9 protein-coding genes are annotated in these 19,480 nt (G+C 39.3%); 6 read left to right on the forward strand and 3 right to left on the reverse strand.

The annotated features are described in order from the left end of the window. Positions 1–17 precede the first annotated feature (17 nt). Together DWZ47_RS05340 and DWZ47_RS05345 are read left to right on the forward strand one after the other, a co-directional pair. Positions 18–1,988, forward strand: coding sequence for a rhamnogalacturonan lyase (locus tag DWZ47_RS05340; RefSeq protein ID WP_117512471.1), 1,971 nt, complete (start codon positions 18–20; stop codon positions 1,986–1,988). Positions 1,989–2,163: 175 nt separating this feature from the next. Then, the gene (locus tag DWZ47_RS05345) at positions 2,164–6,459 is read left to right on the forward strand and encodes a two-component regulator propeller domain-containing protein (protein ID WP_233525003.1); all 4,296 of its coding nucleotides are present in this window, start codon (positions 2,164–2,166) and stop codon (positions 6,457–6,459) included. Between the two features lie 91 nt (positions 6,460–6,550). Here DWZ47_RS05345 and DWZ47_RS05350 read toward each other — a convergent pair whose 3' ends face one another. Next, positions 6,551–8,461, reverse strand: coding sequence for a rhamnogalacturonan lyase (locus DWZ47_RS05350; protein WP_117512472.1), 1,911 nt, complete (start codon positions 8,459–8,461; stop codon positions 6,551–6,553). A gap of 230 nt (positions 8,462–8,691) precedes the next feature. Between DWZ47_RS05350 and DWZ47_RS05355 the strand changes: the two genes are divergently transcribed. Continuing rightward, positions 8,692–9,813 carry a glycoside hydrolase family 88 protein gene (locus DWZ47_RS05355; protein ID WP_117512473.1) on the forward strand — a complete coding sequence of 374 codons (1,122 nt, stop codon included), beginning with the start codon at positions 8,692–8,694 and terminating at the stop codon, positions 9,811–9,813. 35 nt (positions 9,814–9,848) lie between these two features. Further along, the gene (locus tag DWZ47_RS05360; protein ID WP_117512474.1) at positions 9,849–12,824 is read left to right on the forward strand and encodes a glycoside hydrolase family 2 protein; all 2,976 of its coding nucleotides are present in this window, start codon (positions 9,849–9,851) and stop codon (positions 12,822–12,824) included. Between the two features lie 150 nt (positions 12,825–12,974). Here DWZ47_RS05360 and DWZ47_RS05365 read toward each other — a convergent pair whose 3' ends face one another. Both DWZ47_RS05365 and DWZ47_RS05370 read right to left on the reverse strand, forming a co-directional pair. After that, positions 12,975–14,558 (reverse strand): glycoside hydrolase family 28 protein, encoded by a 1,584-nt coding sequence (locus DWZ47_RS05365; protein ID WP_117512475.1) that lies wholly within the window; start codon positions 14,556–14,558, stop codon positions 12,975–12,977. A 41-nt stretch (positions 14,559–14,599) separates the two neighbouring features. Beyond that, positions 14,600–16,654, reverse strand: a complete 2,055-nt coding sequence (locus tag DWZ47_RS05370; protein ID WP_117512476.1) for a glycoside hydrolase family 2 protein — start codon at positions 16,652–16,654, stop codon at positions 14,600–14,602. Positions 16,655–16,902: 248 nt separating this feature from the next. Between DWZ47_RS05370 and DWZ47_RS05375 the strand changes: the two genes are divergently transcribed. Both DWZ47_RS05375 and DWZ47_RS05380 read left to right on the forward strand, forming a co-directional pair. After that, positions 16,903–18,417: an SGNH/GDSL hydrolase family protein gene (locus tag DWZ47_RS05375; protein ID WP_004302676.1), complete on the forward strand. Its 1,515-nt coding sequence runs from the start codon at positions 16,903–16,905 to the stop codon at positions 18,415–18,417. Positions 18,418–18,432: 15 nt separating this feature from the next. Further along, on the forward strand, positions 18,433–19,395 hold the full coding sequence (locus DWZ47_RS05380) for a polysaccharide deacetylase family protein (protein WP_004302675.1): 963 nt from the start codon (positions 18,433–18,435) through the stop codon (positions 19,393–19,395). Positions 19,396–19,480 lie beyond the last annotated feature (85 nt).

Here is a 19,480-nt window from a genome sequence, read left to right on the forward strand (position 1 = left end):
CTTAATTGAGATTATATATGAGAATAGTAGCTTTAATATTCAGTGCAGCCATTCTTTTGGCGGCCTGTTCCGATGATAAAATTGTGAATCCCAATGGTCCGGATAGTCCTGACAATCCGGCGGAAATCGAGGGAAATCCTATTACTGCGAGTTATGACTCCAGAGGAATGGTGGTCAGTTATGATATCAGGCAACCGGATTTGAACGCATTGGTTAGTTGGAAATGGTTTAAAAGTGATCCGGACGATGTGACTTATGATATCTATCGGAAGGTGGATGGCGGTACATGGGAAAAGTTGAATGAGGAGCCGATTGTCACAAGTACTAACTATCGGGACAAAACGTTTGATCCAAGTAAAAAGAATGAATATCAATTACGCTTTTCCGGGGGGAGCGATGTTTTGGCGACGTGTATGTTTAATCCGGATAATGCAGAACAGACTTTTTATAAAAGTATTTTCTTGAATAATAGCAACTTGCCGGATCCTACATTGGCTTACAATGCCGGTGACGCTGCCGTCGGTGATTTGGACGGGGATGGCAAGTATGAATTAGTTATTAGAAGGGATGTGGAGCCACGTGATCCGGGACCTGCTGAAAATTGGGTGGGTAAGGAGAAAGGTTCTACCTTGTATGAAGCTTATGATTTAGAAACAGGGGCTTTCTTGTGGAGAGTCGATACCGGTATAAATGTACCGCAGGGTGACCACTATGCTTCGTTTATAGTTTATGATTTGGATGGAGATGGAAAGGCCGAGGTTGTACTCAAGACTTCGGAAGGTACTACCTTTGGAGACGGAGTGACGATCGGTGATATTAATCAGGATGGTATTACAGATTATCGTAATCCGGAAACCGGACGGGTGCAGGCGGGGCCGGAATTTCTGTCGGTTGTAGACGGTATGACAGGTAAGGAATTAGCTCGCACAGATTATATTCCCAGAGGTGATAAGGAAGACTGGAATGATTATTGGGGGGATGCTTATGGAAACCGTTCGGATCGTTTCTTGATGGCTGTGGCACATTTTTCTGGTATGGATAGAACTCCAAGTATTGTGATGTGCCGTGGTTATTATGTTAATTTCCAGTTGACTGCATTAGACTATTCAAATGGTAAGCTGACTCAACGCTGGCATTTTGATACGTATCCGGGATGGACAGATTATGCCGGTCAGGGAAATCATAATTTGGCTGTAGGTGATATAGACAACGATGGGAGAGATGAATTAATTTATGGCGCATGTGCTTTCGATCACAATGGTAAGGGGCTGTACACAACCGGATTAGGACATGGAGATGCTCTTCATTTGGGAAAATTTGACCCTTCCCGAGAGGGATTACAAGTGGTGGCTTGCCATGAGGAACCTGCTTCGTATAGAAATGCCGGATTAGAGTTCCGCGATGCTGCTACCGGAGAGTTGATCTGGGGAATTCCGGGAGATGGTGAAGATGTGGGACGTTGTATGGTGGGCGATATGGATCCGGATACCCCGGGATGTGAAGTCTGGGCTTCCTGGCCGACCGGGAAAATGTATTCTTGCAAAGGAGAACTATTAAGCAAATCTGCTCCAATGATTAAAGGTGGTGTTTATTCATACAACATGGGCATTTGGTGGGACGGAACTTTAACCCGCCAGAATATAGACGATGAGTTGGTTTTGGCATATCGCGACAGTGAAGGTGGAGATAGAGTGTTTTCATGTGGTAATTATGGGGTAGCCTCAATCAACGGAACAAAAAGAACCCCATGTTTCTATGGCGATATTTGGGGAGACTGGCGTGAGGAAATGATTTATGTGGTTGGAGAACGTAATGTAGGTGGCGCTTCGGAGTTGCGTATTTTTACGACTAACATAGAAACAAATCATCGCTTCCGCCCATTGATGGATGACCACATCTATCGGATGAGCGCCACACATCAGAATATAGGATATAATCAATCGACTCATACAGGTTATTATATTGGTACTGATTTGGAAAAAAAATAAATAGTGATAAATGACTCTGTAGTAGCCGGGTGCTGACTATGGGTTATATGATAATGAATCACGGTGGTAGAAATGCTTCCGTGATTTTTTATTCAACATATAAAGTAACTTGTTCTTATGGGAACTAAAGAAATAATTGTTAGTTTTGCATGTATCTTTAAACTATAAGAAACACATGCGGAAACTTATTCTTTTATTAGTCCTTTTGTTGTTTGAAAGCAAGATGACGGCTTTCGATATTTTAGATATTGTCACCATTACAGACCGTAACGGATTGTCGCAGAATACAACTCGTTGCATGATGCAGGATAGCCGGAATTTTATTTGGCTGGGGACAATTAATGGTTTGAATCGTTTCAATGGCAAAGATTTTACGGTTATTCATCCCCGTTTGGATGGGTCTCATGCTTTGTCGGACAGTCGTATCCGCGAAATAGTGGAAGATAGAAATGGTTTTATCTGGGTACGGACTTTTTCGAATACACTGTTTTGCTATGACCCACAGCTTGAGGCGATGATTGATTATATTCCTCAAGACTCGGATAAAATTTTTTCTAATGTGAAGGTTGTATCGAATGGTGATGTGTGGTTATGGGGGAAAAATGGAAGTTGCCGGATACGTTATGTGGACGGGAAGCAAGAAGCATGGAAACCTGCCAATGAGGTGTTGGCCGAGAAAAATATATTGTTTGTTTTTGAAGATTCGAGTCGTCGGATCTGGGTGGGAACCAAAGATGAATTATTTCGTATTGATGGGAATAGAGTACTTTCTATACAGAAAGGAACAACCTTTTGGGATGTGCAGGAGATTGGAGATGAACTGTATTTTGTTAATGAAACTGGTTTTGCCGTTTTTAATGACCGGCAAGATTCTTTTGTGGCATTTATCCCGATTACTCATACGGTAAAAATGGAATATGTCCGTCTTTGTTTGTTGAATGATGGGCTTCTGATGTTAACGACAAACAGAGATTTATATCTGTTTGACACGAAAGGAAAAAAGATACTGCCGACCGAGAATTTCTTTCAAGGGAAAAGGATGTCACGGGCTAATTTCACTATTGATAATAAGGGGCATGTCTGGGTTTATAATAAGGCAGGTATCTTGTGGAGACATCATTCTGATAATACATTTGAGCCTTTGAGTTTAATTCCTTCGGAAGTACTTTCATTGATTGATCAGGAACAGTTCATGATTTATCATGACTCGCGGGATATTATTTGGATTACAACCTTTGGAAATGGATTGTTTGCGATTTACAATACAGGAAAAATGCAGCATTTCACCGTAGGTAAAGATCTACCTACTAATTATTTGTTTTGCGTGACGGAAGATAAGTCCGGTGAAATCTGGGTGGGAACGGAATTAGGAGGAGTCGTGAAAATCTCTTTGTCTAATTATCCGTTTGAAATGTACTATCCGGCATCGGGAGATGGAATGGAACGCGGTAATGCCGTCCGTCTGATGTTTGAAGAGAAGAATCGGCATTTCTGGCTTGGCACACGTGACGGTAATTTGTACGTCTGTGATGAAAATCAACATCGGCTTTATACGCATAGGATTGAAGGTGGTTTGCCGTTTACAATTGCTGAAGATACGCTTGGGTATAAATGGTTGGGAACGAAAGGAGCCGGTTTGTTACTTTTCTCAGAGGGAGGTGAACGGGTCGTTGAAAAATATATGTTATCTAATAGTGCAGGTCAGCCGTCATCAAGCAATAATATTTTTACAGTATTGCGTGACACCAAGAATCGCATGTGGATGGCTACTTTTGGAGGAGGTTTGCAATTGGCGGAACGGAATTCCGGCAAGTTGAGCTTCCGGCAGTTTTTATTCGATAACGAGCATCTGAACATGATGCGTTCTATGATTCAAGATAAGAATGGGCTTATATGGATTGGTACAAATGATGGGGTTGTTGTTTTTAACCCGGATGAATTAATTCGGGATAGGAGCAAGTTTACGGTCTTGCATGTACATTCTCCCAACCGGCAATTGTTGAGTTATGATGAGGTGAAAGTTGTATTTGAGGATAGCAAAGGTCGTATCTGGATGGGAACGACCGGAAGGGGGCTTCATTTGTTGGAACGAAAAGAGAACTTGGCACAATCGGAGTTTAAGCATTTTGGTGGAGATAATGGTTTATCTAATAAAACAGTTCAGGCAATTTTGGAAGATAACAATGGGGATATATGGGTGAGTACGGAGAGTGGTATATCTAGATTCAACCTGAAAAAAGAACGATTTGAGAACCTGATCTTTTCTAACAATCGTTATCCGGCGGTTTTTAATGAACTTTCTTGCTGGAAAAAGCGGAATGGTGAATTGATGTTCGGCAGCTTTAACGGAATATATGCTTTTGACCCGTTGGGTGTGACTTTTGATACTTATGCACCGCCTGTTGTGATTACCGGGTTGCGGATTAATGGAATCAATATACGTCCCGGAACAGAAGACTCTCCTTTGGCAGAAAGTATCACGAGTACGAAGAGGGTTGTCTTGGAATATAATCAGAATTCATTTAATTTGGAGTGTACAATGTTGAATTTCCGTGCCCCGGAATTTAATCAATACGTATATTATCTGGAAGGCTATGAACAAGACTGGAATCCGGTATCACGGAATAATATGGCAACTTATCGTAATGTCCCACCCGGAACGTATGTCTTTAAAGTGAAAGGCTGTAACAGCTTTGGAGTGTGGAGCGAACAAGAAACTGATTTGGAAATAATCGTTCTTCCGCCTTGGTGGAAGTCTTGGCAGGCAATTGTTCTTTATATTATATTAGGTATTGCTATTGCTTACTTTGTATCGAGACTGGTGATTAAGATGCATCGGCTGAATATGGCTGTGGAAGTAGAAAAGCAATTGACGGAGTATAAATTGCGTTTCTTTACAAATATTTCCCATGAATTCCGTACTCCGCTGACTATTATCCGGGGAGCTATTGAAGATTTGGTGGGGCAAGAGAGTATAGCTCCGCTAATCAGCAAGCAATTAACTTTGCTGACCAAGAGCTCTAACCGATTGCTTCGTTTGATTGACCAGTTATTGGAGTTCCGCCGTTTACAGAACAATAAGATGGAATTGAAACTGGAATGGACGGATGCCGAACGTTTCTTTTACGATATCTATCAGACATTTAATGAAATGGCTGAAAAGAAGAAGATTGAGTTCTTGTTTGAGTCAAATGAGTATAAACAGAAAATCTTGCTTGACAAGGGTAAAATGGATAAGGTTGCTTACAACTTATTGTCAAATGCTTTTAAGAATACCCCGGTGGGAGGGAAGATTGTGTTAAGGCTTCATTTCTCGATTGCCGAAGATTCTTTTACGTTGAGTGTTTCGGATAATGGGCCAGGAGTACCTTATGAAAAACGAAATATGTTGTTTGTCCGTTTTGAGCAGATACATTATGCTTCTGATGGTACGGGCGTAGGTTTGCATCTGACTTCTGAATTGATAAAAGTACATAAAGGGAATATTGTATATATGGATTCGGAGATGGGCGGAGCTTGTTTTTCCGTTTCTATACCTCTGTCTGAAACAAATTATGATGAAACGGATATTATTGAAAAACTTTCTGCCGAATCTTTGTCAGTTACTAAAGAGATAGTGAAGGATTCGTTAACTTTTGAAGAAGTGCCGGAAATATTGGACTCTTCGGTCAATAAGCCTTTTAAAGAGTATAAAGTGATGGTAATTGACGACGATGACGATGTACGGGGACTTCTTGAGAGTCAGCTTGGCAAATATTTTACTATATCGACAGCAGCTAACGGAGCCGAAGGGCTTGAGAAGTTGGGTGATGAACAACCGGATATTGTTGTCTGTGATGTGATGATGCCGGAAATGGATGGATTTGAATTTACAAAACGACTGAAAAGTAATTTTAATATAAGCCATATTCCGGTGATTCTTCTTACCGCTTATTCTTCGGAAGAACATCAATTGAAAGGGATACGTGCAGGTGCGGATTCTTATATCACTAAGCCTTTTAGCGTGAAGTACTTATTGATGCGTATTGTGAAGTTGATTGAACAGCGTGAAAAATTGCAGCGAAAATTTGAGACTGAACCGGGAGCACTGCAGCCGTTTATTAACACTACTGACAGGGATAAAGCTTTCATGAAAAAGTTAGATGCTGTCATTGAAAAAAATATGGGGGACGCTGAGTTTAAGCTGGAAACGTATGCTTCTGTAATAGGAATAGGACGCACCACTTTCTATGGTAAGTTGAAGAGTATTGTAGGGTGTGCTCCTAATGAATATGTTCGTATTCTTAGGATGAAGAAGGCAGCGGAGTTATTGCTGACCACTGACTTGAATATAGCCGAGATTGGTTTCCAAGTTGGTATTAATGATCCTTTCTATTTTAGCAGATGTTTTAAGAAATCATTTGGAAAATCTCCATTACAGTATAGAAAAGAACCTGTAAAAACAGAAGTGGATACCGATATGAAGAGTTGAATTTGTATAGTGATGTCGCTATACAAATTCAACTTTGAAAAAGAGCCTTTTCTAGTGGTTACTAGTATATTGATTAATCATTCAACTGATTTTATTGAGGTGTATACATTTCTGGCCAAGGAATATTCTTTAAGCCGTCTCCGATATAGAAGCCTAGATGTGGTGGCTGATTATAACCTACATTTTGCCAAGCAATTCCCAAACGATACATAGGGTCGTGCATTAATGTATATAAGCGATGTTCGGTAGGGATAGTAGTAGTATAGATATGTAGTTTACTTGGGTCTTCAGCATCACAGAGAATGACCTCTTCTCTCCAGTCACCTAGAATATCCGCGCTTAGGTTAGGAACCGCCTTACTTCCACTAGTATGTCGAGCTCCGGAAAAAGTGCGTAGTGTTACGGGTTTCCAACCATTCCATTTAGTTATGACATTTTTATTCAGGATTTCATCTTGCAAGTCACCATCCCAATAGATACGGAAGCTGATAGATGGTTTTCTGTCTGCAATTTTTTTCCCTTTGCAGTTATAAACTCCCGGTGCTCCTGAGCTCCACATTTCGAATCCGCGGTGATTAGGGTCGATATCTGCCGCTAGTCCACGTCCGTTGTCTCCTTTTGTAGGACCTCCCCAAAGAATCTCTCCGGTTCGTGCGTCATGCATTTCATAACCGTATGTTTGCCAAGCCTCTTTTTCTTCGTGTACTTCCCATACCTGATATCCCGGACGGTCAGGATCCAGATTAGCTATATGCATGGCGTCTCCATGTCCCAGTCCCGTACGATAAAGTACAGTTCCGTCATTATTAATCACGCAAGAGCCGTAGACAATTTCATCACAGCCGTCTCCGTCAACGTCGGTCACTGATAGATTATGATTACCTTGTCCATAAGCTCCTTTCCCTTTTATATCAGAAATATGTTCCCACCGTTTTATCAGCTTCCCTTTAATAAAGTCATAAGCTGTTAAAGTTGTTTTGGCGTAATAACCACGGCACATGATAACGCTTGGACGTATTCCGTCCAAATAAGCGACACAAGCCAAGAAGCGGTCTACGCGATTGCCATAGCTATCTCCCCAAGAACTGACTTCTCCACGTTCTGCTTCATAAGGAACGGTATGTAGTTCCTCTCCAGTTTTCCCACTGAAAATGGTGAGATACTCCGGACCCTGTAATACATAGCCACACGTTTTTTTATTCATTTCCAGGTTTCTCCAGTCTTTGTCCGGGTCATCTGTACCAAGGAATATCTTTTTCCCCTTTCCGTCTACCGTTCCGGGTGCTGTCTTGCAGACTAGTTCGGCTTTGCCATCGCCATTGAAGTCATATACCATAAATTGTGTGTAGTGTGAGCCCGCACGGATGTTTTTTCCCAAATTAATTCTCCACAAATGTTTACCGCTTAATTTATAGGCATCCAGATAGACGGGACCTGTGATTCCGGAATAAGAATTATCAGTCTGATTAGAAGGATTCCATTTAACTATAATCTCATATTCGCCGTCTCCGTCCAAGTCTCCTACGCTGCAATCTCCTGGAACGTAGGTATATTCCTGTCCCTCCGGATACTCTTCGGCAATTCCGTTCGAACGATTCAAGGCGATGCACGGTGGGGTAATTCCTTTTTCTGGACGGTTTAGTTGTATAGTCAGAAAGTCTTGTTCCCAGGCTTTCACTTCTTTGGAACTGTCTGTTTCTTTCCCTTTTACAACAGCTTTCACTACATATTTATCTTCTAGATTACCGGATTTGTCGGTCAGGTTGGTAGCTTGTTTTGAAGAAACTGATTTAAATAATTTGCCATTTTTATACACATTAAAGGCTGTCTCTTTTTCGTTACCCAATACGCGCCAACTGATGAAAACCCCATTCTCTGTTTTCACGGCTACTAATCCTCTATCTAAAGCTTCCATTTGTCTTTTCATTCCATAGGTCGGAGTTGTTGCTCCTTCTATGAGAAGACAGAAAATCAAAACTGAAAAAAGTACTATGTTTTTCATTTTGCAGTTAATTAATTATTTGTAATTGATAGGCAAAGGAAGGCATATTCTACCTGTAATTGATGTACAAAGATACAAAAACATGGAAAAATGGAAGTAAGCTTCTTATGTTTCTTCACATTTTGCAGGTTTGAATTGTAGTTAATGGAATAGTATTATGATACATCCGGTATAGAAGTTTTCGCCTTACATTTGCTGAAAACTAATTAATGTATTATTAAAATTGTATCATGAAAAGACGACTACTTTTCGTTGTGACATTGCTTGCCGGATGGAATCTCCTGTCGGCGCAGTCTCTTCCCGACCGGAAAGAGACATTAAAAACATTGGTGAAAGTCAACGATTATTTTATGAAAAAGTACGCTGATTTTACCCGACCAAGTTATGTGGGGAAATTCAGACCCAGTAATATCTGGACTCGCGGGGTATATTATGAAGGGTTGATGGCTTTGCATACTGTCTATCCCCGTTCGGATTATTATGATTATGCATATGACTGGGCGGATTTTCATAAGTGGGGATTGCGTGGTGGCAATATCACACGTAATGCAGATGACCACTGTTGCGGACAGGCATATATTGAACTTTATAAGATTTCCCCTGATCCGGCGAAAATAAAAAATATCAAAGTTTCAATAGATATGCTGGTAAATACTCCTCAAGTGGACGACTGGACTTGGATTGACGCGATACAGATGGGGATGCCTGTTCTTGCCCAGTTAGGCAGGCTGACAGGCGAACAGAAATACTATGATAAAATGTGGCAGATGTATTCTTGCTCCCGTAATGAGATAGGCAATGGACTGTTTAATCAAAAAGAGGGACTGTGGTGGAGAGACGCTAATTTCGTTCCTCCTTATAAAGAGCCTAACGGAAAGAATTGCTTTTGGAGCCGGGGAAACGGATGGGTATATGCCGCATTGGTGAGAGTCTTGAATGAGGTTCCGGAGAATGATACACACCGTATGGATTATATAAAAGATTTCCTGTCAATGAGTAAAGCGTTGAAGGCTTGTCAGCGCGCAGACGGCTTCTGGAATGTAAGTTTGCATGATGAATCCAATTATGGGGGGAAGGAGACATCAGGAACCTCCTTATTTGTTTATGGCATGGCATGGGGAGTGCGCAATGGATTATTGGATAAAAAAGAATATATGCCTGTCATTGTAAAAGCATGGAATGCTATTGTGAAAGAGGCTGTACATCCGAATGGTTTCTTGGGATTCGTGCAGGGTAGTGGCAAAGAGCCTAAAGACAGTCAGCCGGTAACTTACAAGAGCGTTCCTGATTTTGAAGATTACGGAGTAGGATGCTTCTTGCTGGCTGGTACGGAGGTGTATAAAATAGATTGATGATAAAACTTGATAAAACATTGATATTTTGAAGTATGGGAAGATTTAAAGTTTTGAAGTTATTATTTCTCTTACTGCTGATACCTATGCTACTGGGGGCTAATAATAGAGAGAAATACAATTTTAATTCTCAATGGTTATTGCATATTGGTGATGTTCAGGGAGGAGAAAAGTTATTTTTTACTGATAAGGATTGGAAGAAAATAACTCTGCCTCGCGCTTTTAATGAAGATGAGGCTTTTAAAGTTGCTATTAAAGAAATGACAGATACCGTTTCCTGGTATCGTAAACATTTTAAGCTACCGAAAACAGCCAAGGGGAAAAAAGTATTTATAGAGTTTGAAGGAGTACGTCAGGGAGCCGATTTTTATTTGAATGGTAAACATATTGGGCTACATGAAAATGGAGTAATGGCTGTAGGCTTTGATCTGACACCGTATTTAAATTTTACTGGGGAGAATGTAATAGCTGTACGTACTGATAATGATTGGAAGTATAAGGAGCGGGCTACCGGCAGTCGATATCAATGGAACGACAATAACTTTAATGTTAATTACGGAGGTATTCCTAAAAACGTATGGCTGCATATCACGGATAAGTTATACCAAACATTACCTTTGTATAGTAACTTACGAACGACAGGAGTGTATATCTATGCGACAGATATATGTACTAAGAGCCGTAAAGCATTTGTTAATGCAGAATCTGAAGTACGTAACGAATATGATAAATCGTGCAATGTAAGCTATGAAGTATGTGTATATGATTACGACGGCAATTGGGTAAGTACTTTTAAAAGTGCTCCGGTGATAGTAAAATCTAAAGAGACAGTAAAGCTAAAAGCTGCCAAAGAATTGGAAAATCTGCATTTCTGGAGTTGGGGATATGGTTATCTTTATGATGTAAAGACAAGGTTGATAGTGGATAACAGGATTGTTGACGAAGTAGTAACTAAAACAGGTTTCAGAAAGACTCGTTTTAGTGGCGGAAAGATATGGCTGAATGACCGGGTTTTGCAAATGAAAGGATACGCCCAGCGTACAAGTAATGAATGGCCGGGAGTAGGCATATCGGTACCACCTTGGATGAGTGACTATTCTAATGGCTTGTTGATTGAGCATAATGCGAATTTCTTTAGATGGATGCATGTTACACCTTGGAAGCAAGATGTTGAATCATGTGACAGAGTAGGAGTGATACAGGTAATGCCTGCCGGAGATGCAGAAAAAGATGCCGTTGGCCGTTGGTGGGGACAGCGTTTGGAGCTAATGCGTGATGCTATCATCTACTTTAAGAATAATCCGAGTATATTGTTTTACGAATCAGGTAATGAGTCTATAAGTCGTGAACATATGCTTGAAATGATAGCTATTCGTGATATGTACGATCCTTATGGGGGAAGAGCAATAGGTTCTCGTGAGATGCTGGATATCCGTGAAGCTGAATGGGGCGGTGAAATGCTTTATATAAATAAGAGTGAGCATCATCCGATGTTTGCCACCGAATATTGTCGTGATGAAGGTCTGCGTAAGTATTGGGATGAATATAGCTATCCTTTTCATAAGGAAGGAGCAGGACCTTTGTATAGAGGGCAGGATGCAAGTGCCTATAATCATAATCAAGATATGTTTGCTGTAGAATTGATTCGGCGTTGGTATGATTATTGGCGTGAACGGCCGGGTACCGGAAGGAGAGTTAGCTCCGGTGGTGCTAAAATTATTTTCTCGGACACACAGACGCATAGTCGTGGTGAAGAAAATTATCGCCGGAGTGGAGTCGTGGATCCGTTGAGAATACCTAAAGATGGATTTTTTGCTCATAAAGCCATGTGGGACGGTTGGGTTGATACGGAAAAGGAACATACATATATCATTGGTCACTGGAATTATACATCTAAAGTGATTAAACCTGTGTATGTGGTTTCTTCAGGTGATAAAGTAGAATTATTTGTAAATGGTAAATCAAAGGGCTTCGGCAAACAGGATTATCGTTTTTTATTTACGTTTGATTCTGTCCAGTGGGAGAAAGGAATAATTGAAGCAGTGAGCTATGGCGAGAATAACAAAGAATTGAGCCGTTATTCTATAAAAACGATAGGAGAACCTCATCATCTGAAACTCACATTTATGCATGGACCAAAGGGACTTTTTGCAGATGGGGCTGACTTGGCTATACTGCAGGTTGAGGTTGTAGATGCGAATGGTGATAGATGTCCGCTTGCTGATAATATGATTAAATTTGATTTGCAAGGACCTGCCGAATGGCGTGGAGGCATTGCGCAAGCTACAGACAATTATGTATTGGCTAAAGAGCTTCCTGTCGAGTGTGGTATAACAAGAACTTTGATTCGTTCGACTGAACAGGCGGGTAATATCATGGTAAGGGCTACGACAGCTGGTTTACCTTCAGCAGAGCTATCATTAACCTCTAATCCTGTTGAAGTAAAGGACGGACTTAGCACGTTTTTTCCAAGTGAAAAGTTGATTAGTCGGTTTGACCGTGGTGAAACCCCGTTGACTCCTTCTTATCAGGACTCAAAAGTAGACGTAGGAATAAAATCCGCTATTGCCGGAATAAATAGTGAACAGGCTATTTATAGTTATGATAGTAACGAATTAAGTGAATGGAAAAATGATGGAAAATTGAGTACGGCATGGATTACTTATCATTTGGAGAGAAAAGCAGAAATAGATGATATTTGCATTAAATTGACTGGTTGGCGGAAACGTTCTTATCCTTTGGAGATTTTTGCAGATGATAAACTTGTTTGGAGTGGAAATACGGAAAAGAGTTTGGGGTATATTCATCTATCTGTCAAGCCTGTACGAACGGATAAAATAACTATCAAGTTGAAGGGAGAGGCAAAAGAATCGGATGCTTTCGGACAAATAGTGGAAGTTGTTGAGCCTAATGTTGGTGATCTTGACCTTCTTAGGGTAAAAGGCGGTGAAAAAACAAATAATGAATTGAGAATAGTGGAAGTTGAATTTTTGGAAACACTAAAGAAATAAATAGGATTGTGTTTGTTTAAGGTTGCCCCGGCTAGTTCTTTAATTTGAATTGGTTGGGGTTTATTCTTTGAAGACTAATAAAAAGGGCTCCTCATTTTGTTTGAGAAGCCCTTACCTATTGAAAACTGATAAGAGAGGGGAATATCTTAATTAATGAGTAAGTTGTTTTACCTTTATTGTTTTTTCATGTGTACATATTATTTTTGATTTCTCGTCTTGATAAACAATATTTCTAGATTTTTCACCTCTAATGTTGGTATATAATTCTCCCGCTGGAACTGTAAAAAGTACATTGTCGAATAGGATATTTTGTCCGTCCAAAATACTAATTTTATTATCTTGTGAGTTGATTTCCAGATTACGTAAGATAAATCCGTTAACATCATTCATTGCAGTAATGAGTTCTTGACTGTTGATTTTGCCGTTCTCAATAAGAATATTGCTACAGGGTACTTCCGGAATGCCATTGATGCTTAATACTTTATGGGCTGATTCTACAATAAAGTTCCTTATCTTTATATCTTTTATGACAGGAGTCAGTCTGTTCACAGCTCTTGGTGGAATGCGACTGGCCAATTCTCCCATATATCGTTTGCTGCCAAGCAAATCCCACTTAAAAGCTTCTCCTACATTCGTCATGCGTATATTTTCATATAGAATATCAGATACTCCTCCGGCTCGATTGCGGCGGGTTTTAAACCGTATTCCTACTTGTGTTCCATCGAACACACAGTCATGTAGGTAAATATTCTCTATTCCACCTGCAGTTTCACTTCCACAAGTAATGCCACCATGTCCGTCTTTGGCCAATGAATAGCGGATTACGACATTCTCGGTAGCCTTACCTACACGTAGTCCATCCTCAGCGCGTCCGGCTTTTAAAGTGAAGCAATCATCTCCACAATTGAGTGTGGAGTATTCTATCAGTACATTCTTACAGGATTCAATGTCGATACCATCGCCACTGGGAACTCCAATCGAATTTACAGTAATACCACGGATTATTACATTTTCACAGTAAATCGGACAGATGTTCCAGAATGCGCTGCGTTCCATAGTAATACCTTCAACCAATACATTAGTACAGTTAATGGGCGAGATTGTTTTTGGGCGATAGAATCCCCTTCCGTTCATACCGTCAAATATTCGTTGCGCTACCGGAGTGGTTGACGATATGTCATTTTCAACTACAGTATTTCCATTAGGTAGTTGTCTGATCTCCGCATTCATAGCTGGACCATAAATAATGCCCTTGCCGGTCACAGCTATATTATTTTCTCCATTTGCATAGATGAATGCCCCGGCTCCCATAATTTCAATTCCTTCGTGGCGAGTGAACACTGCAGGTAAATAACTTTCTACAGTTCCGGGAAATTCTATTTCGGCTTCGTCTTCTAAGTGGAGGTTCACATTGCTTTTTAGCACAATACGCCCTGATTTCCATTTCCCTTTGGGGATGACGACAGTCCCCCCCCCTCGATTGTGAACGTCCATGATCGTTTGATTGACAATAAGAGTGATAGGTTCATCTGCTTTGGCTCCCTTATCTGATATGTTGACTGTCAATTCAGGAAAGACAGGCCTTTTAAGATCAGGCATCTGAAACGGTATTTTGCCAATAGGGGCAATTTCTTCCGGCATGGCAATGGCGCCTACCTTATCTATAGTTACAATCTTTGCAGATTCGACTTGAGGCTGACAAGAGACTGACAAAAAGGGAAGTGTCAAAGCCATTAATAAATACGGTTTATAAATTCTCATAACTATCAAGAAGTTTATTTAAGTGTCCATATACAAGTATCATTCAATATTTCTTTTCCGGACTTCCCTTCTACACGAATGACATTTTCTCCGGGAGAAAGGGTTATATTATCCCATATGATCCGGTTAACCTTATCTTTTTTCTGTTTACCGATTTTTTTGTCATTAAGATACAGAGTTGCCTCATTTAGGTTGCTATATACTTTGACTAACGTGTTTGGATTAGTACGTTCGGTGAATCTACGGCTACAAATGTAGAGCATCGGTTCCGAATTCCAGTTCGCTTTATAAAAGTAGAAGACATCTTTTTTTACTTTGCGATCATAGGTAATAGTACCTTTGTCGTTAATACCATCTGTATCTCCTTCCTGTCGGATAGAGGATTGTGCATCTGCGAATTGCCAGATAAACTTAGCCCATAAATAGGGGCGTTCGGTAAATGCTGTCCAATAACCTTCGTGACAGATTGCCTGATATTCTTCAGGATGTTCTCTTTTAGGACGTTGGGTATTATGGTCGAGGGGACATGCGTGTTGATGGATACTGGCGCCGGCTCCATATTCCGATACTCCCACTGGCTGGTTATTAGAGTTCTTTTTTACATCATCAAAAAACTTTTCGGCAGATTGTTGAGAGGTTTTCCAACCGAAATATTTATTCCAAGCAATAAGATCGGAACAACCCAGATAATTAGTTTGGTCTACACAAGTTGCAAAAGCAGTCAGACGGGACGGATCCAGTTTTTTATACAATTCATTAATTTCTCTAACAAAAGGAACCGGATTATCATATTCTTGAAATTTCTTATTGTCGGTAATCAATAGCTCATTGAATATTCCCCAAAAACAAATAGAAGGGTGATTGAATTTTTGATATACCAGTTCTTTCAGGGATTGCCTGGCGTTATCCTCGAATCCTTTATTGTGTAAATAGCCGGTATATGCATATCCGCCGGGACCGCACATCGGGATTTCTGTCCATAATATAATTCCGTTTTGATCGCATAAGTCGTACATGGGTTCTGCGTGTGGATAATGTGCCAAACGCATAGCGGTCGCACCTACTTCTTTTATCAGGCTTATGTCTTTATCATAATCTTCTTGCTGTAAAGCACTTCCTTTACCTTTTACATCCTCATGACGGCAGAAACCATAGAGGTTCAGGTATTTTCCGTTTAGGAAGAAACCTTTTTCCGGGTCAGCATGAAAGTAGCGGAATCCCGTTTTTTGAGTTACTTTATCAATTACTTTGTCGCCATCATATAGTTCTACTGATACGTTGTATAAATAAGGATTCTCTTTTCCATTCCAAAGAATAGGATTAGTGATTGTAAGTGGCTGTTTGACGGTCTCCTCACTGACTGCTGTTATATTGCTGGTCACTTCTTTTCCATTAGTATCTGTGATGGTTGTTTTCAGTTTCAGACCGGATTTTACTTCTTTTAAAGAAAGAATACTCTCTACACAGATTTCGGCTTGTTGCTTGGTAATTCTATTCTGATGGATAAACACTCCTGGCGAGGCATAGAATACAGGAGAGATGCAATTCTTTTCTGTTATAATCAGATGACAAGGACGGTGGATTCCACCGTAGATATTAAAGTCTCCGCTAATTGGCAGGATGTCTGTACGATATGCATTGCTTACCCACACTTCCAGATCATTATTACCATTCTGTACAAAATCTGTGATTTCGAAGCAAAAAGCTGTGTAGCCACCTAGATGTTGTCCTACAGTCCGGTAATTTATGAAAATGTCAGCGGCAGAATTGACACCTTCGAAATAGAGGAAAAGTCGTTTATCTTTCATTTCCGGAGTAATTTCCAAATCACGTTTATATACCATCATTTCCCGATTGTATGTTGTGGTACCTTCCAGATAATTCGCATTCCAAGTGTGAGGAAGGGTTACCGGAGTAAGTGATGCATCTTTCTTATTACTGGTGAGTGGTTTATATCCCCAGCTTTTATCCAATAGAATAGAGGTGCGAGGATGGTTCTCTGCAAGGATAGAAGAATGGAACAAGAGCCCGATAATAACGAGGCATAAAGTGGATAATTTGTGTTTCATAAATTATTAAGTTATAATTATTATGCAGAATTTTTATTGGCAAATATAGGGCGTTGTATTCTCTTATTCCTGTAATATAGTACGAAAACAAGTATTATGATGCAAAACAAATCGCAAAAATCAGGTGATGGTATATTTTGAACAGGAATACATATAAATGTATGGTGATTAAGGCTGTATTCATAAATTTGCGCTTCTTTTGCATAGTAAGAGCTAAAATAATGAAAGCTAGTAAAAATAGAATAATCATGAGAAAGATTACGTTTATATTTCTTTTGGGGGGCTTGTCATTTTTACAAATGTTTGCTCAAAATAAAATGATTTGTGATAATGCAGTGGAGACTAATTGGGATTCTGCACTGAGGAACGTGGAGATTCCTTCTGTTAAAGATGGCACTATTCGGCGAGCACTTATGTATAAGACTATTTGCAAAAGTCCTCAGCCTTTGGTGGTGAATCTTGATACTTGGAATAATGATTCTGTACAGAAGAATCCTTTAATCAAAGAAATTATAGCTCGTGGCTGGAATTATATTCATCCGAATTTAGAAGAAGTCAATCAAGAAGTGAGTGTAGTGAGTATTCTTGAAATGTTGGCCCATATTGAGGATGCAATTCGATATGCATTAAGACAAACTAATGCCAATCCCAATGATGTTCATATAATAGGTTCAGGAAAAGGTGGCGTTGCGACATTGGCAAGCTACATGAATCTTAACTATCCGGTGAAATCTTTTTCGGTTTGGGGAGCACTGAATGTAGATTTATCTTTAGAACATCAATGTTTGATTGAAAAGCGTAAAGATGCCCGATTGTTTATCTATGCTAAGATGAATGGGGGAGATAAAGATTCTCTTTCTGTTACACCGTCTTTGAATATATACAATCGATTAGTTGGAGAGTTAAAATATGGAATATTGAATATGGATGATATTAAGATGAAGGCGGTTAATGATCCTAGCCTTATATCTTGTTACGAAATATTTGATTTATTGGGTGAACGTAGTAATTTTGACTGCAAAAAGAATAGAAGGATGTTTGGTTGTGATGTCTATTTGATACGTAAGTATAGTAACATACAGTTAACAGTTCTTGAGAGTGATTATGATCAAATTCCTCAGGCTTTAGGTTTGATACCTTACAATAAAATTACAGACCTAAAATATAATATCCTGACTATTGGTGATTCTAATGGACAGAAAAAAGATGGTTGGGTTGCACAACTGAAGAAGATGTTACCGGAATCTACAATAATTAATTATTCAGAAGCCGGGCGTACTATTGGGTTTGACAATAATGGTAAGGAAAGATTGAATGGACTTAAAAATATCAATTCATATTTAGATCAGGCACAAGTTGAAAAGAAAAAGTATGATTATATTATTTTGTGTTTAGGAACTAATGATACAAAAAGAATATTTGAAGCCAGGCAGAATGAGGTTGTACTAAATTTTGAGAAACTTCTGAATAAGATAAAAATGCATAATCTGTATAAAGGTTCGGATACAAAATTAATTTTCGTAACTCCTCCTCCTCTCAGAGAGAAAAATATTAGTCTAAAGTTCCAAGGAGCTAGTCAGAGATTAAATAATTTGATACCGGAATTGATGTATATGGCTTCCAAAAAAGGTTTTAGTGTGGTTGATGTATATCATCCGTTATTAGGAATACTTGATTATTATGCTGGTGATGGAGTGCACATGGCAGGGGCTGGACAAGAAATTGTCGCCTCTAAAATAATTTGTACAATAATGGATAAATAGATAATTAGAAAAGTCATGAAAATATTCTTTTTCCTTATTTTAAACCTTATCATTTGTTCTAATTCTGCATTCGCTGCAAATAGGGAGGTTTATGTAGCCAAATATAAGCATGATAAAATATGTGCTATTAGTTATACATTTGATGATGGGTTGGCAGAACATTATACAATCGTTTTTCCAGAATTGGAAAAACGGGGTTTTAAAGGAACTTTTTGGATATGCGGCTATTATACGGAACAGGGAATGGATGCAAAGGTTCCTCGAATGACTTGGATGCAATTGAAGGAAATGGCAAATAAAGGACATGAGATTTCCAATCATAGTTGGTCACATAAGAAAATGTCACGTTTGCCCTTAGCTCGTATTAAAGACGAGATAGAGAAAAATGATAGTGCAATTTTTGCTAACATTGGTATTATGCCTGTTACCTATTGTTATCCATATAATTATAAGCCAGATACGATTTCTCAGATAGCTTCTGAAAATAGGGTGGCAACACGTGTGAAACAATTTTCGATAGGTGGAAGTAAGGCAAGTCCTCAACGGTTTGCAAAATGGTTGGAAGACTTAATAAAAAACAAGGATTGGGGAGTAACCATGACCCATGGCATTAATTACGGATATGATGCTTTCAAGTCACCTGAATTATTTTGGGAACATTTGGACGAAGTGAAAAATATGGAGGATAAAATTTGGATAAGTACTTTTCGGCAAATCGCTTCTTATATAAAGGAGAGGAAAGAAATACAACTGAAAGTATCAGATAAAAAAGATGTGCTGGTTATTACTCCAAAATTGAAGCTAAATAAGGAACTTTTTGCGGAACCATTAACAATGATAGTCAGAAAGGAAGGAGTAAAAGGAGTAGTTGTTACCCAAAATAAAAAACGACTATCAGCAAATATCTTGGGGGATAAAATTATTTTTGATTTTAATCCTTATGATGGTTTAATAAAGGTGCGTTTAATTGAAAAATAGGATTCTGTACCATCTATTTGTACTGGATTGCATAATTAAAATATGTTCCTGTACTACATTTGCAATATGAAAATCACAAAATTGA

This window comes from Bacteroides sp. AF32-8BH, from assembly GCF_003435205.1.
Classification (GTDB): Bacteria; Bacteroidota; Bacteroidia; order Bacteroidales; family Bacteroidaceae; genus Bacteroides; species Bacteroides ovatus.